Source organism: Actinobacillus suis ATCC 33415 (genome assembly GCF_000739435.1).
In the GTDB taxonomy this organism is placed as follows: Bacteria; Pseudomonadota; Gammaproteobacteria; order Enterobacterales; family Pasteurellaceae; genus Actinobacillus; species Actinobacillus suis.
Map to the genome: position 1 here is coordinate 1,348,775 of NZ_CP009159.1, position 24,839 is coordinate 1,373,613.

General features: G+C 38.7%; 25 protein-coding genes and 1 tRNA gene. 11 read left to right on the forward strand and 15 right to left on the reverse strand.

Translation table 11 applies throughout. The features are described 5' to 3' along the window. Position 1 precedes the first annotated feature (1 nt). From orn to ASU1_RS06145, 4 genes are all read left to right on the forward strand, one after another. On the forward strand, positions 2-553 hold the full coding sequence (orn, locus tag ASU1_RS06130) for an oligoribonuclease (protein WP_039195238.1): 552 nt from the start codon (positions 2-4) through the stop codon (positions 551-553). A 130-nt stretch (positions 554-683) separates the two neighbouring features. Next, a tRNA-Gly gene (locus ASU1_RS06135) sits at positions 684-759 on the forward strand. Between the two features lie 83 nt (positions 760-842). Then, complete coding sequence (gene tsaE / locus ASU1_RS06140) at positions 843-1,334, forward strand: tRNA (adenosine(37)-N6)-threonylcarbamoyltransferase complex ATPase subunit type 1 TsaE (RefSeq protein ID WP_014991918.1); 492 nt, start codon at positions 843-845, stop codon at positions 1,332-1,334. Between the two features lie 23 nt (positions 1,335-1,357). Further along, positions 1,358-2,470, forward strand: a complete 1,113-nt coding sequence (locus tag ASU1_RS06145; protein WP_014991919.1) for an N-acetylmuramoyl-L-alanine amidase — start codon at positions 1,358-1,360, stop codon at positions 2,468-2,470. Between the two features lie 130 nt (positions 2,471-2,600). Here ASU1_RS06145 and fis read toward each other — a convergent pair whose 3' ends face one another. The 3 genes from fis to sixA all read right to left on the reverse strand — a co-directional run bounded on the left by fis (position 2,601) and on the right by sixA (position 4,607). Continuing rightward, complete coding sequence (gene fis / locus ASU1_RS06150; protein ID WP_005623949.1) at positions 2,601-2,897, reverse strand: DNA-binding transcriptional regulator Fis; 297 nt, start codon at positions 2,895-2,897, stop codon at positions 2,601-2,603. Positions 2,898-2,924: 27 nt separating this feature from the next. Then, complete coding sequence (gene dusB / locus ASU1_RS06155; RefSeq protein WP_039195241.1) at positions 2,925-3,887, reverse strand: tRNA dihydrouridine synthase DusB; 963 nt, start codon at positions 3,885-3,887, stop codon at positions 2,925-2,927. A gap of 225 nt (positions 3,888-4,112) precedes the next feature. Continuing rightward, complete coding sequence (gene sixA, locus ASU1_RS06160) at positions 4,113-4,607, reverse strand: phosphohistidine phosphatase SixA (RefSeq protein ID WP_014991922.1); 495 nt, start codon at positions 4,605-4,607, stop codon at positions 4,113-4,115. A gap of 131 nt (positions 4,608-4,738) precedes the next feature. Here sixA and pyk point away from each other — a divergent pair, with 131 nt between their 5' ends. The 4 genes from pyk (at position 4,739) to tyrA (ending at position 9,650) form a co-directional block, all read left to right on the forward strand. Beyond that, positions 4,739-6,178, forward strand: coding sequence for a pyruvate kinase (pyk, locus tag ASU1_RS06165; protein WP_014991923.1), 1,440 nt, complete (start codon positions 4,739-4,741; stop codon positions 6,176-6,178). A 78-nt stretch (positions 6,179-6,256) separates the two neighbouring features. Further along, complete coding sequence (locus tag ASU1_RS06170; RefSeq protein WP_039195755.1) at positions 6,257-7,303, forward strand: glycosyltransferase family 9 protein; 1,047 nt, start codon at positions 6,257-6,259, stop codon at positions 7,301-7,303. Between the two features lie 42 nt (positions 7,304-7,345). Beyond that, a complete protein-coding gene (locus ASU1_RS06175) occupies positions 7,346-8,410 on the forward strand; it encodes a 3-deoxy-7-phosphoheptulonate synthase (RefSeq protein WP_039195243.1) in 1,065 nt (354 codons plus the stop codon). A 118-nt stretch (positions 8,411-8,528) separates the two neighbouring features. Continuing rightward, positions 8,529-9,650 carry a bifunctional chorismate mutase/prephenate dehydrogenase gene (tyrA, locus tag ASU1_RS06180; protein WP_014991926.1) on the forward strand — a complete coding sequence of 374 codons (1,122 nt, stop codon included), beginning with the start codon at positions 8,529-8,531 and terminating at the stop codon, positions 9,648-9,650. Positions 9,651-9,698: 48 nt separating this feature from the next. On the opposite strand, the gene ASU1_RS11800 is transcribed toward tyrA, so the two are convergent. The 3 genes from ASU1_RS11800 to suhB all read right to left on the reverse strand — a co-directional run bounded on the left by ASU1_RS11800 (position 9,699) and on the right by suhB (position 13,892). After that, a protein-coding gene (locus ASU1_RS11800; RefSeq protein ID WP_095177160.1) for an IS3 family transposase occupies positions 9,699-11,032 on the reverse strand; the annotation gives its coding sequence in 2 pieces (ribosomal slippage) (positions 9,699-10,579 and positions 10,579-11,032; 1,335 coding nt in all). A gap of 73 nt (positions 11,033-11,105) precedes the next feature. Further along, complete coding sequence (gene dxs, locus ASU1_RS06195) at positions 11,106-12,959, reverse strand: 1-deoxy-D-xylulose-5-phosphate synthase (RefSeq protein WP_014991927.1); 1,854 nt, start codon at positions 12,957-12,959, stop codon at positions 11,106-11,108. A gap of 120 nt (positions 12,960-13,079) precedes the next feature. Then, positions 13,080-13,892 carry an inositol-1-monophosphatase gene (gene suhB / locus ASU1_RS06200; protein WP_014991928.1) on the reverse strand — a complete coding sequence of 271 codons (813 nt, stop codon included), beginning with the start codon at positions 13,890-13,892 and terminating at the stop codon, positions 13,080-13,082. Positions 13,893-14,058: 166 nt separating this feature from the next. Here suhB and ASU1_RS06205 point away from each other — a divergent pair, with 166 nt between their 5' ends. Continuing rightward, the gene (locus ASU1_RS06205) at positions 14,059-15,156 is read left to right on the forward strand and encodes a TrmH family RNA methyltransferase (RefSeq protein WP_014991929.1); all 1,098 of its coding nucleotides are present in this window, start codon (positions 14,059-14,061) and stop codon (positions 15,154-15,156) included. A 61-nt stretch (positions 15,157-15,217) separates the two neighbouring features. Here the strand turns inward: ASU1_RS06205 and ASU1_RS06210 are convergent, their stop codons facing one another. The 9 genes from ASU1_RS06210 to ASU1_RS06250 all read right to left on the reverse strand — a co-directional run bounded on the left by ASU1_RS06210 (position 15,218) and on the right by ASU1_RS06250 (position 21,329). After that, positions 15,218-15,844, reverse strand: a complete 627-nt coding sequence (locus tag ASU1_RS06210; RefSeq protein WP_039195245.1) for a LysE family transporter — start codon at positions 15,842-15,844, stop codon at positions 15,218-15,220. 8 nt (positions 15,845-15,852) lie between these two features. Then, positions 15,853-16,326: a phosphatidylglycerophosphatase A family protein gene (locus ASU1_RS06215; RefSeq protein ID WP_014991931.1), complete on the reverse strand. Its 474-nt coding sequence runs from the start codon at positions 16,324-16,326 to the stop codon at positions 15,853-15,855. A gap of 12 nt (positions 16,327-16,338) precedes the next feature. Further along, positions 16,339-17,304, reverse strand: a complete 966-nt coding sequence (thiL, locus tag ASU1_RS06220; protein ID WP_014991932.1) for a thiamine-phosphate kinase — start codon at positions 17,302-17,304, stop codon at positions 16,339-16,341. 64 nt (positions 17,305-17,368) lie between these two features. Beyond that, positions 17,369-17,782: a transcription antitermination factor NusB gene (gene nusB / locus ASU1_RS06225; protein WP_014991933.1), complete on the reverse strand. Its 414-nt coding sequence runs from the start codon at positions 17,780-17,782 to the stop codon at positions 17,369-17,371. Between the two features lie 125 nt (positions 17,783-17,907). Further along, on the reverse strand, positions 17,908-19,203 hold the full coding sequence (gene pilQ / locus ASU1_RS06230) for a type IV pilus secretin PilQ (protein ID WP_014991934.1): 1,296 nt from the start codon (positions 19,201-19,203) through the stop codon (positions 17,908-17,910). Positions 19,204-19,212: 9 nt separating this feature from the next. Then, positions 19,213-19,617, reverse strand: a complete 405-nt coding sequence (locus ASU1_RS06235; RefSeq protein ID WP_014991935.1) for a hypothetical protein — start codon at positions 19,615-19,617, stop codon at positions 19,213-19,215. Continuing rightward, positions 19,610-20,137, reverse strand: a complete 528-nt coding sequence (locus tag ASU1_RS06240; RefSeq protein WP_014991936.1) for a hypothetical protein — start codon at positions 20,135-20,137, stop codon at positions 19,610-19,612. The genes ASU1_RS06235 and ASU1_RS06240 overlap by 8 nt, the downstream gene beginning before the upstream one ends. A 2-nt stretch (positions 20,138-20,139) precedes the next feature. Continuing rightward, complete coding sequence (locus ASU1_RS06245) at positions 20,140-20,661, reverse strand: hypothetical protein (protein WP_014991937.1); 522 nt, start codon at positions 20,659-20,661, stop codon at positions 20,140-20,142. Beyond that, positions 20,643-21,329, reverse strand: coding sequence for a type IV pilus biogenesis protein PilM (locus ASU1_RS06250; RefSeq protein ID WP_014991938.1), 687 nt, complete (start codon positions 21,327-21,329; stop codon positions 20,643-20,645). Before ASU1_RS06250 ends, ASU1_RS06245 begins: the two co-directional genes overlap by 19 nt. A gap of 138 nt (positions 21,330-21,467) precedes the next feature. Here ASU1_RS06250 and ASU1_RS06255 point away from each other — a divergent pair, with 138 nt between their 5' ends. After that, a complete protein-coding gene (locus tag ASU1_RS06255) occupies positions 21,468-24,053 on the forward strand; it encodes a penicillin-binding protein 1A (RefSeq protein WP_014991939.1) in 2,586 nt (861 codons plus the stop codon). A gap of 263 nt (positions 24,054-24,316) precedes the next feature. Then, positions 24,317-24,838 (forward strand): shikimate kinase AroK, encoded by a 522-nt coding sequence (aroK, locus tag ASU1_RS06260; RefSeq protein ID WP_005623982.1) that lies wholly within the window; start codon positions 24,317-24,319, stop codon positions 24,836-24,838. Position 24,839 lies beyond the last annotated feature (1 nt).

Below are 24,839 nucleotides of genomic sequence, written 5' to 3' on the forward strand. Positions count from 1 at the left end.
TATGAGTAAACTAGACAGTCAAAATCTGATTTGGATTGACTTAGAAATGACCGGTTTAGATCCGGAAAAAGAACGTATTATTGAAATTGCAACAATTGTAACGGATAAAGATTTAAATATTTTAGCCGAAGGCCCCGTGTTAACCGTTCACCAATCGGATGAACTGCTTAATAAAATGAGTGATTGGTGCATTAAAACGCATACGGAAAACGGCTTAATCGAACGAGTCAAACAGAGTAAGTTAACCGAACGCGCTGCAGAGCTACAAACGCTCGATTTCTTAAAACGATGGGTACCGAAAGGTGCTTCACCGATTTGTGGAAATAGTGTGCCGCAAGATAAACGCTTCTTATATAAATATATGCCGGATCTTGCCGACTATTTTCACTATCGTCACTTAGATGTCAGTACCCTAAAAGAGCTCGCTCGCCGTTGGAAACCGGAAATACTTGACCAGTTTACCAAAAAAAATACCCATTTAGCTTTAGACGATATTCGAGAATCTATCGAAGAATTAAAATTTTATCGTACACATTTCATCAAATTAGATTAGAATACGCTCTTTTTTCACTAAAATTGAAAAATTGGCTTGCAAGTTTATATTTTTTAACCGATATAAACTTGCGTTCTAAAAAGAAATTCGTATAATCCTAGGCGTTTTGCTAGTCGACAAAATGCCTTATGCGGGAATAGCTCAGTTGGTAGAGCACGACCTTGCCAAGGTCGGGGTCGCGAGTTCGAGCCTCGTTTCCCGCTCCATTTTCTCTCCGAATTTTCTTCCAAATTTTTCAATTTTTATTTCTTAATTAACATTATTAGTCTTGTAAGTACTCATTACGGAAATGTCAGATTCAATCACTTTTTATTTTCCAACCGAGCAACAAATGTTGCAATTTGGGCAAACATTGGCAAAGCATATGCAAACCTATTTAAACTGCTCGCCTCAGTATGCATTAGTCGTTTATTTAAACGGTGAGTTAGGTGCGGGAAAAACGACATTAACACGTAGTATCGTGCGTGAATTTGGTCATATTGGAAATGTCAAAAGTCCAACTTATACGTTAGTGGAGGAATATCAACTTCCGCCTTATACCATTTACCATTTTGATCTCTATCGTTTAAGTGATCCTGAAGAGTTGGAATTTATGGGCATTCGTGATTATTTCCGCCCACAAACGGTTTGTTTGTTAGAATGGGCTAGCCGTGGTAAAGGAATGATTCCCGAAGCAGATATCATTATTCAAATTGATTATGCCGAAGAAGGGCGCAACATTACGTTGCTACCGCAAACTTCAGTGGGTACACAACTTTTAGTAAATTTTAATCTAAATTAAACCGCTTAATTGAAAGGAATGAGATGAACAAGTTAGTAAATTATATTGCTGTTAGTTTATTTGGCTTATTTTTTAGTCTTAGCAGTTATGCTAAAACCGTGGTTGTAATTGATGCTGGCCACGGTGGTAAAGACCCGGGTGCAATTGGTGCCACACTCGGCGTAAAAGAAAAAAACATTACTTTAGCGATTTCAAAAGAGTTAAAAGCATTACTTGATTCAAATCCGAAATTTAAAGCAGTAATGACTCGTAAAAGCGACTATTTTATTCAGCTTCCAGAACGTACTGAAATTGCGCGTAAAAATAAAGCAAACTTACTCGTCTCAATTCACGCGGACTCATCGCCTAAATCGAATAGTTTAAAGGGTGCTTCTGTTTGGGTGCTTTCAAACCGCCGTGCTAGCGATGAAATGGGTAAATGGCTTGAAGATCATGAGAAACAATCAGAATTACTTGGTGGCGCTGGTTCTGTTCTTTCAAATACTAACGAAAAATACTTAAACCAAACCGTATTGGATCTTCAATTTTCGCACTCTCAACGTTCCGGTTATGAATTAGGCAAAACGGTATTATCACGTTTGGGAAATGTCACTTCTCTTGCCAAAAGTGCGCCGCAGCACGCAAGTTTGAGTGTGTTACGCTCTCCTGATATCACCTCTATTTTGGTAGAAACCGGCTTTTTATCAAATCCGGTGGAAGAGCAAAAACTTTCAACGCCAGCATATCGCCGAAAAATCGCTCAAGCTATTTATAATGGCTTAGTAGCGTATGTTTCACGCAGTACAGGCAATACCAAAGCAGTCTATAAGGAAGTGAAAGACACTTCGACAGATACTAACAAAAAAGAGGCTAAGCAGAAAAAATCTGGTCATCCGGAGAATTCATCTAAAAAAGATAATTCGAAAACTAAAGTCGAAGACAAATCGACTAAAGATAAGAGAAATAGTAAAAATAAAGAGCAAAATTCCACAAAACAAGAACCTAAAAAATCCAATAACGGTTATCACATTGTGCAACAAGATGAAACGCTCTACTCTATTGCTCGTGTCTATAATACAACACCGGAAAAATTGAGTAAGCTAAATAACATCAAAAACAATAAGATTACCGTAGGTAAGAAGCTTAAAGTACAATAGTAAAATCAAGCGGTTAAATTTGTAAAAAAATTTACAAATTTAACCGCTTATTTTTTTGCGTTCAATAAAAAGCAAAAACCTCACTGAAAACAGTGAGGTTTTTATCAGATTACCTGAAGTTCAGCAAGGATTAACCCATACCGTATTTTTTTAATTTTTTACGTAATGTACCACGGTTAATGCCTAACATTGTTGCCGCACGAGTTTGGTTACCACGTGTATATTGCATTACCATATCTAACATCGGGTGTTCAATTTCAGATAATACTAATTCGTATAATTCTGTTGGATCTTCACCGTTTAATTGAGATAAGTAATTTTTTAATGCTGCTTTTACGTTATCACGAAGTGGTTTATTCACTTGTTGAGCTTGAGCATTTAACATTGATACAGTTAATGGGTTTTGTGTAGGTTGTTGTTCTAACATTGTCCTCTATCCAACTAAATAAGGATTCTAACGAATCGATTTCACAAAATCTTCCAATGCCAAAAGCTGTTCTTTTGTCGATTCTAAGGCATTGAAAGTACGTTTAAAATTCGAGCCTGGCGCAAGTTGTTCTACATACCAACCGACATGTTTACGTGCAATTCGATAACCTTTCTCCTCACCATAAAACTGGTGAAGGTCTTCTATATGCTTCAACATTAGTTCGCATTTTTCATCAAGTGATGAGTTTGAAGAACGTCCATTCTCTAAAAAATCTTTAACTTCCTTAAATAACCAAGGGCGACCAAAACTGCCTCTACCGATCATAACCGCATCTGCTTTGGTGTAATCTAGAACATATTTTGCCTTCTCTGCGGAAGTTACATCACCATTAGCAATAATCGGAATAGAAACTGCTTGTTTAACGGCTTTAATGCTTTCATATTCGGCTTCGCCATTGAATAAACAATCACGAGTACGACCATGAATCGTTAAAGCGGAGATACCTGTTTTCTCGGCAATTTTCGCAATCTCCAAACAATTTCTATTTTCTTGATCCCAACCTGTTCTAATTTTTAATGTTACAGGCACATCAACAGCATTTACAACCGCATCTAAAATTTGAGCAACGAGTTCCGGTTCACGTAAAAGCGCAGATCCTGCCATCTTTTTGTTTACCTTTTTCGCTGGGCAGCCCATATTGATATCAATAATCTCCGCCCCATACTCAACATTCACTTTTGCAGCCATTGCCATTTCTTGTGGATCAGCCCCAGCAATTTGCACGGCATTCACGCCTATCTCTTCATGATGCGCAAGCCTCAAGCGAGATTTTTCGGTATGCCATACATCGGGGTTAGTGGACATCATCTCCGAAAATGTTAAACCGGCTCCAAGTTGACTACACAAACGGCGAAACGGTTGGTCGGTAATACCTGCCATCGGCGCAAGGAAAATACGGTTTTTAAATTCATACTGTCCTATTTGCATCTTACTCACACCGTAAATGATTAAAATTAAAGCGATTTTAACGAGAGAGACATCCAAATAAAAAGTACGGCTAAAAAACCGTACTTTCTTATTTAAACCTTTCAGGCTAACCTGATTTTCGAGGTGCGTATGATACGCACTTTTTTCCTATTTTGGAAGTCTATTTATTCGACAATTTTTAAAAATATTTAAAAATTTTGCATAATTCCGCAAAATACCGCGAATTTATGGCTTTTCAACCGCCGTTATTTTGCCAAAATTACTCTGCCAATCAATTTCAGCGATGATCGCAGGATAAAAATGCACCGTTTCTTGCTGAGCAGTTAACGCTAAGACCAAATCATACACCAGTGGCAAATGAGAAATAATCAATACATTCTTTGCCCCTTCTTCTCGTAAAAAAGCTAAATAGCTACAAACATTATCAAGATCACCTGACGGTGTAATACCTTCCCAAATTTCAATCAAGTTTTCATTTGTGAAATTTTTACCTAAATCGACCGCTTGCATTCCTTGGAATAAGCAATCAAGCGTTTGCTGTGTTCGGCGATAAGGGCTGACTAAAATTTTATCTAACACAATTTGCTGAGCGTTCAAACGCTTAGCAAGCCATTCTCCTTGCTTTTTAGCCACACTCTCTCCTTGAGAAGTTAAAGTACGTTCACTGTCAGAACTTGCATTAAAACCAGCCTCACCGTGGCGCATAACCCAAATATTCATAGGAAAACCTCATTACTGTATTTAAACCTAAAAGATTTAGGCGTATAATGTGCCACGATTGAGACAGAATCAAGCCCTGTCATAAAAAGAATTTTTAATTTCGACAAATCAATACATTACGGAGTCTATTAATGTCTAGAAAACTCAGAAGAACCAAAATTGTTTGTACAATGGGTCCAGCTACAGACCGTGGCAATAACTTAGAAAAAATTATTGCAGCCGGTGCAAATATGGTTCGTATGAACTTCTCACACGGTGTGCCGGAAGATCACATCGAGCGTGCAAATAAAGTACGTGAAATTGCAGCTAAATTAGGTAAAACAGTTGCAATCTTAGGTGACTTACAAGGTCCTAAAATCCGTGTATCAACTTTCAAAGATGGTAAAATCTTCTTAAACATCGGTGATAAATTCACTTTAGATGCAGATTTACCACGTGGCGAAGGTCACCAAGACGCTGTTGGTTTAGACTACAAAAACTTACCAAACGATGTAGTACCGGGCGATATTCTTTTATTAGATGATGGTAACGTTCAATTAAAAGTGCTTTCTGTTGAAGGTGTAAAAGTGCACACAGAAGTCACTGTTGGCGGTCCTTTATCAAACAATAAAGGTATCAACAAATTAGGCGGTGGTTTATCTGCACCTGCATTAACAGACAAAGATAAAGAAGACATCAAATTAGCAGCGAAAATCGGTGTTGACTATCTTGCGGTATCATTCCCACAATCAAGTGCAGACTTACACTACGCGCGTCAATTAGCACAAGAAGCAGGTTTAAATGCAAAAATCGTTGCAAAAGTGGAACGTGCTGAAACAGTAGCAACTGAAGAAGCAATGGACGACATCATTTTAGGTTCTGACGTTGTAATGGTTGCACGTGGTGACTTAGGTGTTGAAATCGGTGATGCTGCGTTAGTTGGCGTACAAAAACGTTTAATTCGTCGTGCACGTAAATTAAACCGCGTAGTAATTACTGCAACGCAAATGATGGAATCAATGATCAAAAAACCTATGCCGACACGTGCTGAGGTTATGGACGTTGCAAACGCGGTGTTAGATGGTACTGATGCGGTAATGCTTTCTGGTGAAACTGCAAACGGTGACTATCCGGTAGAAACGGTTAAATCAATGGCTGAAGTATGTTTAGGTGCTGAAACAATGCCTAGCATCAATATTTCTCGCCACCGTATGGAAGGTACTTTCTCAACTATCGATGAAGCTGTAGCAATGTCAGCAATGTACACTGCAAACCACTTAGAAGGTGTTTCTGCAATCATCGCATTAACACACTCTGGTGAAACAGCTAAATTAATGAGTCGTATCAGCTCAGGTTTACCAATTTACGCATTATCTCGTAACCAAAAAGCATTAAATCTTTCTGCGCTTTACCGTGGTGTTACACCGGTATTCTACGATGAAGAAAGCCGTACGATTGATGGTGCGAAAAAAGCAATCGCATTATTAAAAGAGAAAGGTTACTTAATGTCTGGTGATTTAGTGTTATTAACACACGGTGATGAATTAAAAGAAGGCGGTACAAATACTTGCCGTATTTTAAAAGTTGAATAATCACTGAATTCAATCTAAAAAGCCCACGCTAATGCGTGGGTTTTTATTATGTACCTCAATTTCAATACGCAAATTCCAATGAAAAAACAACCGCTTAATATCTGTATTTTACGCCTCTCCGCTATTGGTGATGTATGCCATACCCTAGCTGTCGTTCAGGCAATTCAACGTCAATATCCCGATGCAAAAATCAGCTGGATAATCGGCAAAACCGAAGCAATGCTGATGCAAGGCTTGGAAAATGTCGAACTGGTTCCCTATGATAAAAAAACTGGATGGAAAGGAATATTTACACTTTGGAAAGCTCTAGCTAACAAGCGGTTCGATTTCCTGTTAAATATGCAAACTGCTTTTCGTGCTTCTATGATCTCGTTAGGCATTAAAGCCACTAAGAAAATTGGTTTTAATCGAGATCGTGCACGTGAAATGCAGTGGCTTTTTACCAATGCAAAAGTAGAAATGACCACTTCTCCACACGTATTAGATGGGCAAATGATGTTTGCTAAAGCAATTGGTGTAACTGATTTAGCTCCCCGTTGGTCACTGCCTTTAGACCAATCTGATCTTGATTACAGTGCTACTTTTATCGATAAAACCAAGAAGAATGTCTTAATTTCGCCTTGTTCCAGTAAAAAAGAAAAAGATTGGAGAGCAGAGTCTAATGCGGAAATCGCTCAATGGCTTACCGCTCAGAATATCAATGTGATTATTGCCGGATCTCCTTCTGCTTATGAAATGGAAACTGCAAATAAAATTCAACAACTTGCGCCTAATTGTATCAATATCACAGGGAAAACCAGCCTAAAACAACTTGCAGCATTAATTAAACAAGTTGATCTAGTTATCTCGCCGGATACCGGTGCGGCACATATTGCAACGACACAAGCGACTCCAGTTATCGGCTTATATGCGATCCATAATCCTCGCCGTACTGCACCTTATAATGCTCAACACAACGTTGTCTCGGCTTATGATCAAGCTGTCTTAGATTATTATGGCAAGCCATGGAATGAGTTACCTTGGGCAACTAAGGCTCGAAGTAAATCAGGCGAAAAATTAATGGAACGAATCAGAGTAGATGATGTGAAGAAAAAAATAGTTGAAACTCTAGCTGTAAAATTGTAAAGTAGCCCTGTATTATTTTTTTTACACATACAGGAAACAAAAATGAACACCGTAGTTAACCAAGATAGTTTACATAATGTAAATATTGCTGATGAAAAAGTATTGCTCACACCGGCTGAACTAAAAGCGGAATTTCCTCTGCCGGAATATTTACGTAAACAAATTGAAACATCACGTCGTGAGATCTCAGATATCATTCATAAACGTGATCCACGTAAACTAATTGTGATTGGTCCTTGCTCTATTCACGATCCGGTTGCGGCTATCGAATATGGAAAAAAATTAAAAGCATTAGCCGACACCGTTTCAGATAAACTTTATATCGTAATGCGTGTTTACTTTGAAAAACCACGTACCACTGTGGGTTGGAAAGGTTTAATCAACGATCCGAAAATTGACGGTACTTTTGATGTTGAAACCGGTTTACGTGTCGGACGTAAACTATGCTTAGAACTCGCCGAATTAGGTTTACCGCTCGCAACAGAGGCGCTAGATCCAATGACACCACAATATTTAGCGGATCTCTTTAGTTGGTCTGCGATCGGTGCACGCACAACCGAATCACAAACACACCGTGAATTAGCTTCCGGCTTATCTATGGCGGTCGGTTTTAAAAACGGTACGGACGGTAGCTTAGCGGTGGCAATCAACGCTATGCAATCTGCTGCGCAAAGCCATAGCTTTATCGGTATCAACCAAAAAGGTCAAGTAAACTTATTACACACCAAAGGTAATCCGGACGGTCATGTGATTTTACGAGGCGGCAAAACACCAAACTTTGAACAACAATATGTTGAAGAATGCGAATTAGCGTTACGCAAAGCAGGCTTACCGGAAGCAATTATGATTGACTGCAGCCACGGTAACTCCAATAAAGATTACCGCCGTCAACCATTGGTAGCGGAAAATGCATTAGCACAACTGTTAGCAGGTAATACTTCGATTATCGGTTTAATGATCGAAAGTCACTTAAATGCCGGTAATCAATCATCAGAACAGCCGTTTGATGAAATGAAATACGGTGTATCTATTACCGATGCTTGTATCGATTGGCAAACAACCGATGAAGTATTAACTAACTTTGCCGAAAAATTAAGACAGAAATAACGACCGTAAATAATTTGGTAAGATTCACATAAATTAAATAAGCGGTCAATTTTGCAAAATTTTATGCAAATTTGACCGCTTGTTTAATGAGTCTTCCGACAGAATGAAGGAACAATCAATGAGCCCATTAAATCCTTTACGAGAAAAAATCGATCAAGTTGACCAACAATTAATTCAACTATTTGCCGAGCGCTTAAAACTGGTTGCTGAAGTTGGAAAAGTAAAATCGGAACACGGCATTCCGGTTTACGCACCGGAACGTGAAACCGCAATGATTGCCGCCCGCCGAGAGGAAGCAGAAAAGCAAGGCGTGCCAGCTGACTTGATTGAAGATGTATTAAGACGTGTCATGCGTGAATCTTATGCGAATGAAAACAAGCACGGCTTCAAAACAACTAACCCGAATATCAATAAAATTGTGATTGTTGGTGGTAAAGGTAAATTAGGTGGGTTATTTGCTCGTTTTCTTGGGCTTTCCGGTTACCAAGTCGAAACATTGGGCAGCAAAGATTGGAACAATGCAGAACAAATCCTTAGCGGCAGTGATTTAGTGATTGTCTGCGTGCCGATTAACAAAACCTTAGATACGATTGAGCGTTTACAACCGTTCCTGACTGAAAATATGATTCTAGCGGACTTGACCTCGGTTAAAGCTCAACCGCTTGAAAAAATGTTGGAAATCCACAGCGGCCCGGTTGTTGGTTTACATCCGATGTTTGGGCCGGATATTGCTTCAATGGCAAAACAACTGGTTGCCTGCTGCCACGGACGTTTTTCCGAAAAATACGAATGGTTAATTGAACAGATAAAAATTTGGGGTGCAAAAATTGAAGTGATTGATGCTCACGAGCACGATCATGCAATGACTTATATTCAAGCTTTGCGTCACTTCTCGACTTTTACTTTCGGTCTGCATCTATCTCGCCAGCCGGTAAAATTATCTCAACTTTTAGCACTCTCCTCACCAATTTACCGTTTGGAATTAGCGATGATCGGGCGCTTATTCGCTCAAGACGGTGGCTTATATGCCGATATTATTTCGGATAAACCGGAAAATCTGGCGGTAATTGAATCACTAAAAGACACTTTTGCAACCAGCTTAGAGTTCTTTAAAAACAATGATAGAGCCGGTTTTATTCAAGCGTTTGAAGAGGTTCATCATTGGTTTGGTGATTATTCGGAGCAGTTCTTAAAAGAAAGCCGAATGTTACTGCAACAAGCAAACGATAACCGCAAATAGTAACAAAGCTCATCTGATAAGTGATCTGACCCCAAAAAGTTAGACTGTTTAATTTAAGGACTGAGTTCTGTATTGTACAGGGCTCAGTCCTTTTAATTTCACTTGAATACGCTCATTGTTGTAATAATGAATGTACTCGTGAATCACTTTCTCAAGTTGTTCGAAAGTTTCAAATCGCTTACCAAAGTAACATTCCGTTTTCAATCGCCCAAAAAAACTTTCCATTGCCCCATTATCCAAGCAATTCGCTTTTCTCGACATACTTTGTTTAATATGATGTTTTCTCAGCATGTCTTGATAGCCTGCCATCTGGTATTGCCAACCTTGGTCGGAATGTAAAATCGGTTTAGCGTCCTTAGGCAGTTTCGCGACCGCTTGCTTTAGCATCCGCATCACTTGCTCAAAGTTAGGGCTTCTTGCTAAATCATAAGCAAGAATTTCACTATTAAACAAGTCCTTAATAGGCGATAAATAGAGCTTGCCTTCCGCACATTTAAACTCGGTGATATCCGTGACGAGCTTTTCATTTGGCGCCGTTGCGTGAAAATCCCGTTGCAATACATTCTCGGCAATTTTACCCTCTTCACCTTGATAAGAACGATATTTCCTCTGCTTACATTTCCCTTTTAAATCAAGCTGTTGCATTATCCTTTGAATACGCTTATGGTTAATCGCACCCAAAAAATCACGTAACTTTAACGTAATACGACGATAGCCGTAATTGCCATCATTATCTTGATAAATCTCAATCACTTTCTGCCTAATCACTGCATTTTTATCGATTTTAGGCGGTAAGTGATAAAAGAACGTACTACGTTTTAAACCAGTCAAAGGGAGGAGGATTTCTAAGGGAAAATCCACTCGCAACGTTTTTACGATGGCTGCTTTTGCCGCATTTTTTGTTGGTTGAACTCCCGCAACTTTTTTAGGTAAGCTACCTCTGCTTCCAGCTCTAAAATACGATAACGTAAGCGTTCTTCTTCAGTTTTAGGTGGAGGAGGCATTTTCGGGTATTTCGGTTTCATTGTCGGACGACCTTTGGGCTTGGGTAATAAGCCGTTTATACCTTGTTCTTCAAAGATGTGCAACCATTGGCTAATCGAACCTGAATTAGCAATGCCAAAATGAAGGGAGGCGCTTTCCGCAGAAAATTGCCCCTTTTTGACCGCTTGTATGACGGTTAATTTGAATTCGGGGGAATATTTTTGCTTCTTACCTATCACCGCTAGCCCATTGATTCCGTTATGATTAAATTGAGCAATCCATCGAGTTAAGGTTTTCTTGGATAATTGAAAATATCGTTGAGTGAATAAACGGTTTTTGTCATTTTGAAGATAAAACTCGATGACTTGTTGTTTGAATTGTTGGTTATATTTAGTCATAAAAAATCTGCACCTTAATCCGTTGGAGGTTTAGTCCAACTTTTGGGGGGCAGATCAAAGATGAGCTTTTTCTTTATTGATTAACTACCGCTTGAATTTTCTGCTCAATGCCTGCCGCATCTAAGCCTAAATCTGCATAGCTTTCCGCTTGGGTCGCTTGTGGCACAAAGAAATCAGGAATACCAAGCATGACAAGCGGTCGAATTTTACCGATTTTTTGCAAATATTCATTCACAAAACTGCCTGCACCACCTTGAATTGCATTTTCTTCCAAGGTCACCAATAAATCATGCGAATCCGCTAATTCCGCTACTAATTGTTCATCAAGCGGTTTCACAAAACGCATATCTACCAGCGTGTAATTATGTTTTTCTGCAACAATACGTGCTTCATTTAGCAATGGCCCAAAGTTTAGAATCGCCACTTTTTGCCCTTGCTGAATCAGCTTACCTTTACCAACTTCAAGTGCTTGCATCGGTTCTAACGCCACACCTTGCGCATTACCTCTCGGGTAACGTACCGCTGTTGGTGTATTCATGCGATAAGCCGTATAAAGCATTTGACGCATTTCATTTTCGTCTGACGGACACATAATCGTCATATTCGGGATACAGCGCATAAAACTCACGTCAAACGCACCTTGGTGAGTCTGCCCGTCCGCACCGACAATCCCAGCTCGGTCAATCGCAAAAATCACCGGTAAATTTTGAATTGCCACATCGTGAATCAGCTGATCGTAAGCACGTTGCAAGAAACTTGAATAGATCGCTACCACCGGTTTATAACCGGCAATCGCTAAACCGGCACCAAAAGTCACCGCATGCTGTTCAGCAATCGCAACATCAAAGTATTGTTCAGGGAAGCGTTTTGAAAACTCCACCATGCCCGAACCTTCACGCATTGCCGGTGTAATCCCAATTAATTTGCTGTCTTGTTCCGCCATTTCGCATAGCCAATTACCAAAAATATCCGAATAAGTTGGAATCGTTTTTGATTTCGGCAATTGCCCACAAGTCGGGTCAAATTTAGGCACGCCGTGATAGCCAATCGGATCATTTTCCGCCGGCTCGTAACCTTTACCTTTTTTGGTACGAATATGCAAGAACTGCGGGCCTTTTAGCTCACGCATATTGCTAAGCGTTTTGACCAGCTCATCAATATTATGACCGTCAACCGGGCCGATATAGTTAAAACCAAGCTCTTCAAACAAGGTACTTTCCGGCGAGATCACCCCTTTCATATGCTCTTCACTTTTCTTCATGAAGTTTTTAATGGTCGGAACTTTATCCAATACTTTTTTACTGCCATCACGCACGGTTGTATAGATTGAACCTGAGAAAATACGAGCTAAATGATTATTTAGTGCGCCGACATTCTCGGAAATCGACATTTCATTGTCATTTAAAATGACTAACATATCCGTATGCATCGCACCGGCATGGTTCATCGCTTCAAATGCCATGCCGGCAGTAATTGCACCATCGCCGATCACACATACGGTTTTACGTCCTGCATTTTCTTTTTCCGCCGCTACGGCAATACCGACACCAGCGCTAATTGAAGTAGATGAATGACCGACGCTTAATACGTCATAAAGGCTTTCTTCACGCCAAGGGAAAGGATGAATACCATTTTTTTGGCGAATAGTATGCATTTGGTCACGACGACCGGTAAGAATTTTATGCGGATATGCCTGATGACCAACGTCCCAAATGAGTTGGTCAAAAGGTGTTTGATAAACATAATGCAAAGCCACCGTAAGCTCTACCACCCCTAAACCGGAGGCTAAATGACCACTTGTTTGGCTAACCGATTCAAGTAAATAAGCGCGAAGCTCATCTGCCACAGGCTGTAATTGCTCTTTTGCAAGCAAACGCAAATCTTCCGGAGAGTTGATTTGGCTTAACAGAGGATATTTGTTTTGCATAGTGTTTTCTTTTTTAATTTAACCACGAGCCATATGGATTAACACGGGTATTGCAAAATAAGCCGGAAATTTGACCACTTGTTTGTTTTACCCGTGAAATCTATGGTTTAAATTTTTAAATTAGTTTTTAAGATCTTCAGTTAATGCCGGCTGAATCGTATTTAAAATCTCTTTTACCACACGAGCCTGACCTGCAACAACATTACCTGATTTTAAATAATCTGTTCCACCAACGAAATTCGTAACGATAGCACCGGCTTCACGCGCAATTAAATCGCCTGCTGCACAATCCCACGGTTTTAAACCGATTTCAAAGAAACCGTCAACACGATTTGCCGCCACATAAGCTAAATCAAGCGCTGCAGAACCGGTACGACGGAAATCCGCCACGCCGTTATTCATTAAGCCTTCGAGCATATTTAAGTGCGCAGGACGATGTTTAGCTGCTTTGAAAGGGAAACCGGTTGCAAGTACAGTACCGTTTAAATCACGGCGATCTGTTTCTACACGTAAACGGAATTCATTGAGTTTTGCACCTTCACCACGAACAGCAGTGAAAAGTTCATTACGGATTGGATCGTAAACAACACCCACCGTTGTACGACCATTTTCACGTACCGCAATCGAAACTGCAAAATGAGGTAAGCGTTTCACGAAGTTAGTTGTGCCATCTAATGGATCAATCACCCATTGCACATTTTCGTTTTCGCCTGCCAAAATACCAGACTCTTCACCAACAATAGCGTGATCAGGATAAGATTTACGGAGCACTTCGATAATCGCCGCTTCCGCCGCTTTATCAATTGCAGTTACATAATCGTTTGTACCTTTTTGAGCCACTTCGATTTCACTCGCGGCTTGCTCATAGCCTTTAGCAATAATATTGCCTGCTTTTCGTGCAGCACGAATAGCAATGTTTAACATTGGGTTCATAATTCCACCAGATTTTAAAGAACATAAAAAGACGAGTGATTATAAAGAAACTTACCAAATAAAGGAATAACAAGCGGTCTGATTCTCAAAATTTTTTGCAAAAAAGCGATATTTTACTATACGAATAAACTATAATAGTCCCAAATTTTCCCTAAGGAACGATAGAATGAAACCAAAATTTAATGAAAATAAACCTCGCTTTCAAACTGTTGATGAGCGCCGAGATAACAAATTCCAAACCAAATCAAACCGATTCAACGATGAACATCACTCAAATCGTCGCGAACAACGTAATGATCGTGCCTCCAACCGATTCGAAGATAAACCTCGTTTTGATAAACCGAAATTCGGTGGCGACAAAGCCCGCTTTGAGCGTAAAGATCGCCAAGAAGCTCGTGAAGTGCTTTACCCGACAAGCGCTAAAAAAGCTAGCGGCGAAGGCAATGTGCAAATTAGCGTAAAAGGCGGCAATAGCACAATTAAAGAGAAAAAAACCGGCCCGCTTTCTCCCCGTGCACCGGAAAAAATTAAGAAAAACCGTGCGGAAGAAATGAAAGTGTACGGCGAAAACGCTTGCCTTGCATTGTTTAAACAACGACCGGATGCGATTGTGCGTTTATGGGCAACTGTAGAAGGGGCGAAAAAGTTAGGCGATATGCTTAGCTACTTAGCCGAACACAAAAAAGCTTATCATGTGGTAGATCGTGCCGAAATGGAACGTGTCACCGGCACAGAACATCACGGTGATGTCTGTTTATTAGTGAAAAAAGCAGTGCCGTTCTCATTAGAAGGCTATTTACAAGTGCCACGTAAACGTGATTGTTTAGTCTTACTGGATGCAGTGAACAATGCACAAAACGTAGGAGGTATTATTCGTACTTGTGCGTTCTATGGTGTAAGCGGTGTGATTGTAGAAAGTGCCGATACGCTTAATTCAAGCGCTGCAGCTCGCGTTGCTGAAGGTGGTTTAGAATTTGTTCGTCCGCTCGAAACTAAACATAAACAAATCGCACTGACGCAATTACGTAACGCCGGCTATCAAATCGTCCATTTAACTCGCAATAAACAAGCAGCATCACTGGCAAAAACGAAATTAGCTGCAAAAACGGTATTCGTATTAAGTGAAATTCCGGCACAAGACGTTGAGTATCCAGAAGATACCACTGTACAGCTTTCTTTTGAAAACCCGCTTAACAGTGGCTTAAATGTTGCGGTAAGTGCTGGTATCGTGCTGAATCAATGGTATCAAACGCATATCGTTTAAGATTAAAACTAAAAAAACAGGCTTACGCAAAAACGTAAGCCTGTTTTACTTTAGAACTTTGTTAGCTTATTAGCCCTTTTATTCCATCAAAAATTAAAATCATCCCGAATAAAATAAAAATCACACCGGCAACATTATCAATATAGCGGCTATATTTTGTATAAAATTCTTGTATCGGTCGGCGAGAAAACAGCAATGCCACTAATATAAAATAAATTAGCGTTGAAAATAAAAACAAAAATAATAAAAGAAATAGATCAGAAGTTTGAGTAAATTGAGCAAGGAATGCTGAAACAACACTTGTAAAATAAACACCAGCCTTTGCATTAAAGATATTGATCAATAAGCCTTTTTTAATTTCAGTCACATTATCTAATACTCTAAGATTCGTTGGCTCATTCGTGAATATTGCATTTTTTGTAACCCTTACCATAAGTGAACCGATATAAGATAAATAGATGCCACCAATCACCATAATTAAAAATTGGAACACCGTACCAATCGTATTACTCAACCAAGCCAAGCCGAAAATGGCAAAACTCGCCCAAAAAATAATCCCTAATGAAATCCCGATCGCCGCTAAAATGCCCGCTTTAGTTGAATGACTTGCGGATTGGCGTACTACATAAAAAAAATCCGGACCGGGGCTGGCTAAGCCTGCTAGATGAACCAACAGAATGGTAAGCATATACTCTCCTAAATAAACCAATAAATTAAATGTAAAACAATCAGCGCATAAACAGCTGCAAGAATATCGTCAAACATAATACCTAAACCGGTTTCTAATTTTTCATCAAAATAACGAATCGGATAAGGTTTTAATACATCAAAGAAACGAAAACAAATAAACGTTAGTAGATAAGCTAACCAATTATATTCAGGCAAAAATGCAAACATCAGAAAAATTGCCACAATTTCATCCCATACGATACGCCCGTCATCATGCACGTTTAGATCACGACTGGTTCGCTCGCAAATATGGCAACCGGCAATAAAGCTCACAAGAGTTAAACCAATAAAGAATAAAGCACTCTCGGTTAAATTCCACAATAAAATGGCAATCAAAACACCAGCAAGTGACCCCCATGTCCCTGGTGCTGGCTTTAATAAACCGGAACCAAAACCGCAAGCGAATAAATGAATAGGATTTTTTAAATTAAAATGTTGCATAGCTATTTTTTATTATGATTTGAAATGATCAAAACCAACTTGAGATGGTAACGGCACCTGTTTGCCATTTTGGCGTAAAATCAGACCGCTTACTGCTGGGATGATTTTACCGATACAGCTAACCTTAATCCCTTGAGAACGTAAAATTTGTTCCATTTCCGACCGCTTGTCATCCGATACGGTAAAGCATAACTCGTAATCTTCTCCACCGGTTAACGCAAAACGAAGCGCTTCTTGCTCACTATATTTGGTCATTAAATGTGCAGAAAGCGGTATGTTATCTAGTTCAATCTCAGCACCAACTTGACTGCGTTCTAAAATATGACCTAAATCCGCTAATAAACCGTCCGAAATGTCGATTGCACAACGAGAAAACGCTCGTAGTGCCAGTCCTAACTCCACTCTTGGCGTAGGTCGTAAATGGCGTTGCACTAAATAGCGGTCGGATTCGTCCGAAATTTTACAATGATTCAACAACAGCGATAAACCGGCTGCACTATCTCCTAAACTGCCGGAAACAAAAATCCAATCACCGACTTTGGCTTGATGTCGAAACAATCCTTGATCTTTAGGTAAAATACCTTGTGCGGTAAGCGTTAAAGAAAGCGGGCCGCCAGTAGTATCGCCACCAATCAAATCAACATGATAACGATCTAACACAGCAAATAAACTTTGGCTAAACTCAGTAAGCCATTGATGATCAACTTTCGGAAGCGTTAAAGCTAAAGAAACCCAAGCGGGAGTTGCGCCCATTGCGGCTAAATCACTTAAATTAACCGCCAATGTTTTATAGGCTAGATCCGCAGCGGAAATAGACGGAAGAAAATGGGTTCCAGATACAAGTGTATCGGTAGTAATCGCTAAACGTTCATCCGGCTTTAAGGTAGTAACCGCACAGTCATCACCTACGGATAAATCCACGTCTGAACGTACATTATTACGTTTAAAATATTGTGCAATGACTTCAAATTCCGTCATTTTTCCTCCGTAACAGAACAAAAAAAGAAGGCGAACCTACGCTCACCTTCTTTTTATCCATAAATTATTTACGACCTAAAGCCGGTGCTAATTTATCTAAAATACCATTGATATATTTATGACTATCGTCCGAGCCGAATACTTTTGCCACTTCAATACCTTCATTAATCACTACTTTATAAGGTACGTCAAGTTCATATTTTAATTCATATGCTGAAAGGCGTAAGATAGTGCGCTCAATCGGATCTACCTCATCTTCCGCACGATCTAAAAATGGGCGAAGATCGCTATCAATCGCTTCTACATATAAAACCGTACCACGTAATAATTTACGGAAATAAGGTAAATCAACACCATTCATATCTTGGTCTGTTACAAACGATAATTCAACTTCTTCTATACTGTTTTGCGAGACATACCAAGAATAAAGAGCCTGAACCGCACACTCTCTGGCACGGCGACGTGGAGAAACTTTCATAAAACCTCTGCGTTTATTATAAAGAGCAAAATGGCGGCATTTGAATAAACCGCCACACAAAAATTCATACGCAATCGATAAATAACTTATTGCGATTTAAGAGAGAGATTTTAACACAATTTATCTTATTTTGGCGGTAATTTCTGTAGAGAATGCGAGGAAATTTGCTGTTTTTCGCTTTTGATAATATAAGGTGTAACGAAAATAACTAATTCACGCTTACTGATCCTATCACTGGAATGGCTAAATAATTTTTTAAGTACTGGAATTGAACCTAAAATTGGGACTCTATCCTCACCTTTTGCAGTTAAATGCTGAAAAATACCACCAAGTACAATAGTCTCACCGTGTTGAGCAAATACCTGAGTATTCAGTTCCTGCTTATCAATCGTCACTAAACCGTGTACCGTTGAACTGGTTGAATTTGGTGAATTTTGTGTCACCACCAGATCAAGCAAAATTTGATTATCGTTTGAAATATGCGGTGTAACCTGTAGCCCTAAAACGGCTTCTTTAAATTCGATATTTTTCACTTCATCTTTACGGTTATAAAGCACATAAGGAATTTCAGTCCCTTGTTTGATACTTGCCGGTTTCTTATTAGTGGTCAGTAAACGTGGGCTGGCAATAATTTCTACATCATTTTCTTGTTCCAAAGCGGTAAGTTCCAAATCAAGCACTCGCCCATTAATTTTTGCCACTTGTAGCGCAAGTGAAGCAGCATTATTTACCGGAAAATTGACGTTTAAATGATTAGTATTCGGTAGCCCATTTGCTTCAAGCGAACCGGCAATTTTATGATGTCCGTTTGCAGGAGAAAACATTCCCCAACGCACGCCAAGCTCTTGTAAATTCTCACTACTGATTGTGACTATTCTCGCTTCAATTGCAATCTGTTCGGTCGGTCTATCCAAATTTCTGATTAATTTCACGATATTTTTCATTGATTCCGGGCTATCTTTAATAATCAAACTATTACTGCGATCATCAAAATGTAAATAGCCGTTTTCCGATAAAAAATTACCGCTACCTTTAGTTAAAGATTCAATTACTTCCGCTGCTTTAGCATAATCTAACTTAATGGTTTTAGTAATCAGTTTAGGTTTTAATAATTCCAGATTTAATCCCCTGTTAGGATCCTTATCGTCTTTTTTATGACCAATAAAATAGATTTGGTTTTCATACGCACTGGTCAACTTATTTGCTCGAGTAATACTTTTTAACACACTATCAAAATTGCTATTTTCAATTCTTAATGTGGTATTCGTTTCAATATTGTCGCTTAGCACAATATTTTTTCCGTGCTCTTCCGCTAAATAACTCAGAATTTTTGCGGTCGGCGCATTTTTTAATGAAATAGAAAACGCATGTGCAATCACAGGGGGCAATATAAAAAAGAGTAGCAAAATCATTCTTTTCATATTTTCCACCTATAACTTTAAGGTAATTAAAGTCGGAAATTGACAATTTTTCTCTGTTTGCCAATGTATATAACTAATTGATTTTAAATCAATATCTACGATCTGAATCAACTCATTATCTAGCCAATCATTCACTTGTAGATCAAACAGTTGCTTTTGCGTATCCATAAAAATCGCTTTATATTTATCCTGTTTTTTCAGTACTCCGATAAATTTTAGCTGTGCCAATTTTGCCGGCAAATAGCGGGAATTTCGTTGTGACGGTAAGTTACAAGCGGTTAAATTTTCTGTATTTATTGCAATCTCTGATTCAGGAGAAAATGTACTATTTTCATCGTCTAATTTCTCTCCATAAAACGGGTCTGCACTACTTATTGATGAGAAAAATAATAAAATCAAAATATATTTACTCATTTTTGTCCTCTGTTATGATAACGGTAGCTTTTAATTGTAATTGCTTTTCTTCATTTAACTTTACCAAATCAATCTGTTTAAATTTTAACTTTTTAAGTTTAGAGAGTTTTCTAATTAAATTAAATATTGTAAAAACTTGATGATTTAAAGATAAATATATTGCTTTTTCTTGCCCTAAATTCCATTGCATTTGCTCTAATTTTACTTGATGAAGCTTAAATAAATGTTGTAATTGCTGATTAACGCCACTAATAAACTGTTCTTTTCTTTTAGAGTCATCATTATGCTTGGTAAAGCTCTGATAGAGTAATTTTTTTTGGTTTATTACTTCCGTTAATTGCTGCTGAACCGATAATAATTCCTTCTGCCGATATTGTTCATAAAAATAACGATAGGATGGATAACTCACAATGGAAATAAATAAGCCAACTAGTATCACCTTAAAATAACTTTCAACAAAGGATAATATTTTAAATATATAACCTTGAGGAAATAAATAAAACTTACTAATGGAAAACATATTTACTCCCTTAATACGACATTCAAACTAAATTCCACTTGATGCTGTTCATTTATTTGAAAATTAACTAATGAATATTTAAATGCTTTTTGTTCGGATAAATATTTTTCTAACCGTTCAAATTGGATTGACTGCAGTAATATTCCGCTTATTGTCATACTTGGAATCTCATTATGTTCTAACATGACAGCCTCTACTCCACCTTGCGCTAAAGGCAAACTTTGTAACAAATCTAAAAAACTATTTATTTGGCTTTCACTCAACGTTTCACTTGAATGAACACTTGCTAAGCTTTTTCCTTGTTCTAACTTACTATTTAAGTGTTCCAAATCTATTTTCAGCTGCTGGTTTTGACTTACAAGCGGTCTATTTTGCTGAGAAATTTGCCAAGCACTTAATTGCAAATATATAGCAAGGCAAAAAGCAATCATGCTGAAAGTAAATAACCAACAACATCGGTTATAAATTTTTCGTTTCCATTGCTTTACTCGCCAATCAGTTAAATTTATCCCTTGCCATTCCATAAACACGCTCCTAATGCGGTTAAATATAAAAAAGGATCTTTTATCGATTCGGGTAATTCTAGATGACTTAAATTGCAGTTGGCTAACGTAAGATCCGAGTTAAACTCAAGTGCTTTTGCTGTTAATCTAAAAGTTTTATTTTCTAAAGCATAAATTCGATCTTCTTGTGCTAACTCAGAAGCAAATAAGTGATTAAAACCACGAGCAAAGCAATAGAGTTCACAATCTAAAATCGTATCGGTTTGAAGTAGAAGTGAATCGGCATAATTTCTGCGTAAGGCATAAATAAGTACACGAACTAGACCGTCATTCGGCAATGGAAAGCTTTGATAGTCAAAATAAACGTCTTCCAGTGCAAGCGGTAATTCTTGACGTAACACTTGCAGAATCTGGCTGTAAATCATTGTTTGATTGTAACTGAGAGGTAGGAAAAGATATTTTCGCCAAATATATTGAAAAGGTACAGAGCGAACAAATGTAGAATTTTTAGGAAATTTGATCGCTTGTAGCCATGAAAAATCAGTATCTTCCGATTTTGTTTGCCAAGAAACTTCGATTTTATTTTCCGATACGTTTTCCCAAACAAAACAGCGATAAGTATGATTTTCGCTAAAACCAATTAAGGAAAATTTCTGTGTATTTTTCAGCAAATTGGCGAAACTTTTCACAATTTTACTCCTTTAAATATACTTTGTTTGATTTTTAAGCGGTTTTTTAGGTGGTTTTCGCTTATACTTATATCTTTATAGTATCTGTATATTGGCTATAAATTTTTATTTCGTCATTTACCAAAAGAGAATTTTTCGATGAAGATCGCAAAAATAATATTAAGTGCTTTTCTTTCTCTCATTATTTTGGGAGGGATTGTCGCAGGTTTAGCGTATTTCCATATCAAAGAAAGCCTACCAAATGTTTCAACATTAAAAAGTGTTGAATTACAACAGCCGATGCAAATCTTCACGGCTGACGGCAAGCTCATTGGTGAAGTGGGTGAACAGCGCCGTATTCCAGTAAAACTGGCAGAAATTCCACAAACACTTATTGATGCAATCATCGCTACTGAAGATGTTCGTTTTTATGATCATAAAGGTATCGATCCAAAAGGAATCATGCGTGCTATCTGGCGTTCTAGCCAAGGCGATACTCAAGGTGCGAGTACGATTACACAACAGTTGGCAAGAAACTTCTTCTTAACGCCTGAGCGTAATATGGAGCGTAAAATCAAAGAAGCTATCTTAGCGCTTGAAATCGAGAAAGTATTGAGCAAAGATGAAATTCTTGAACTTTATCTGAATAAAATCTATCTAGGTTATCGCTCTCACGGTGTAGCGGCTGCAGCAAAAACCTACTTCGGTAAATCTTTAGAACAACTTAGTTTAAGTGAAATGGCAATTATTGCTGGTTTGCCTAAAGCACCTTCTACCATGAATCCACTTTACTCGGTAAAACGTGCCGAGGCGCGCCGTAATGTTGTATTAGGCCGAATGTTAGAAGTCGGTAAAATTACCCAACAGCAATATGATCAAGCAAAAGCAGAACCTGTAAAAGCAACATTCTACGGTACGGCTTTAGAATTTAGAGCGGATTATGTAACCGAAATGGTTCGCCAAGAGATGGTGAAACGTTATGGTGAAGACGTTGCATATAACAAAGGTTTTAAAGTGTATGCAACCGTACTTTCCACTGACCAAAAGGCGGCTCAGGACGCATTAAGTGAGAACTTAATTAATTATGACCGCCGCCACGGTTGGCGTGGAGCTGAAAAGCTTTGGAACGACAAAAATGCTTGGGATGATGAGAAAATTATCGAACACCTAAGCAAATTACCAAATTCAGAACCATTTGTCGGGGCAGCCGTTGTTGCGACTAGCAAAAACGGTTATACCATTATGTTGGCTAACGGCGATAAAGCCGAATTGAAAAAATCAAATGCAACATTTGGCAAATCAATTAAATTAAATGTTGGTGAACAAATTTGGGTTCGCCAAACAAAAACAGGTGGCGATTGGCAACTAGGTCAGATTCCTGAAGTAAACTCAGCATTGGTGTCATTAAACAGTGATAACGGTGCAATTGAGGCAATCGTAGGTGGATTTAGCTTTGAACAAAGTCGCTTTAATCGAGCGACTCAATCTTTAGTTCAAGTTGGTTCATCAATCAAACCGTTTATTTATACCGCGGCAATGAATAAAGGTTTAAGCCTTTCAACCACACTGAGCGATTCACCAATTACAATTATTAAGCGCGGGCAAAAGCCTTGGACGCCGAAAAATGCAGATAATCGCTACGAAGGCCCGCTGCGCTTGCGTGTTGCGCTAGGTAAATCTAAAAACATGGTGGCAATCCGAACCTTACAAATGGCAGGTTTAGACTATGTTGCAGAATATTTAGAACGTTTTGGTTTCAGTCGTGATCAATTTATGGCAACCGAAGCACTAGCACTAGGTGCTGCTTCTTTTACGCCGCTAGAAATGGCTCGTGCCTACGCTGTATTCGATAACGGCGGTTACCTGATCGATCCTTATATTATTGATCGTATTTTAGATAACCAAGGTAACGAGTTATTCAAAGCAAATCCGGCCATTGCTTGTGTGGAATGTGCTCATATTCCGGTGAAATACCCTGAACCGACTTATTTTGATGGTGTAAAAATCCATGATGAAGAACAACTACGTGAAGCATTAGGTACGACTGGAGAAGAAAATATTACGGAAGAGGCCGAAACAGAAATTGCTGCCGAGGCTGAACCGGAAATCAAACCGGCAGTGAAAACTAATGCGCCAAGCCTAATGACAGAATCCGCGCAAAACTCTTCAGAAGTTCGTTATGCCCCGCGTGTGATTAGTGGTGAATTAGCATTCTTAATGCGTAGCGCATTAAATAGTGCAATCTATGGTGAACCGGGACAAGCTTGGAACGGTACCAGTAAAGCACTTGCTAATGATTTCAAACGTAAAGATATCGGCGGGAAAACTGGTACAACAAACAATTCCAAAGTGACTTGGTATGCAGGTTTCGGAGCTAATATCGTCACAACCGTTTATGTTGGTTTTGATGATAACAAACGTGACTTAGGTCGTGGCGAAGCCGGAGCGAGAACAGCAATGCCGGCATGGGTTAAATACATGAAAGTAGCATTAAAAGATAAACCTGAGCGTAACTTCCCGATACCTCAAAATATTGTTGAAGCGAAAATTGACTCAACAAGTGGTTTCTTAGGCAGCAATTTAACTGAGTACTTTATCAAGGGTACTGAACCAACGAAAAAATATATCGTTGAAAAAGCCTATAAACTACCACAATCCCAGGATAAACAGCTACATATCGAGCAACGTTTAGGCTTACCGCCTAAAGGCGTTTTAAGCTCACCTGAAGGCAGTGAATTATTCTAAAAAAATAATGTAAAAATTTGGAGATAATCTCTCCTATAAGGTTGAAATTAGGTGTGTTTTCTTGAGATAATCACACTTAATTTTATTTTGGGCGATTTGTGGCATCTATACTATTTGAATTAATCGAAAAATCATAATTGTAAAATTTTTCGCAAAACAGACCGCTTGCCATTGCCAATTGAAGGCAGTAAGGCATAAGCGGTCGTTTTCTTTCCACAAGTCGAGTTGTTTAAATTAGTTGTCGAATAAATGAAGAAAAAATAATGGCTGAAAAACGTAATATTTTCTTAGTGGGTCCAATGGGAGCAGGGAAAAGCACTATTGGTCGCCAGCTGGCACAAATGTTGAATATGGATTTTATTGATTCCGATTCTGTAATTGAAGAACGTGCCGGTGCAGATATTGATTGGATCTTCGATGTAGAAGGTGAAGCGGGCTTTCGTAAACGCGAAGAGAGAATTATTAATGAATTAACCCAAAATCAAGGGGTAGTACTTTCAACTGGCGGTGGTTCGGTATTATCAAAAGATAACCGCAATGTGCTTTCTGCCAGAGGTATTGTAATCTACCTAGAAACAACCGTAGATAAACAATTTGAACGTACGCAACGTGATAAAAAACGACCTTTACTTCAAACGGAAGATCCACGTAAAACCCTTGAAGAGTTAGCAAAAGTTCGTAATCCGTTATATGAAGAAATTGCTGACATAACACTACAAACCGATGAACAGAGTGCAAAAGTTGTTGCAACTCATATCATTGAGCTAATTGATAATTTACAGTAAC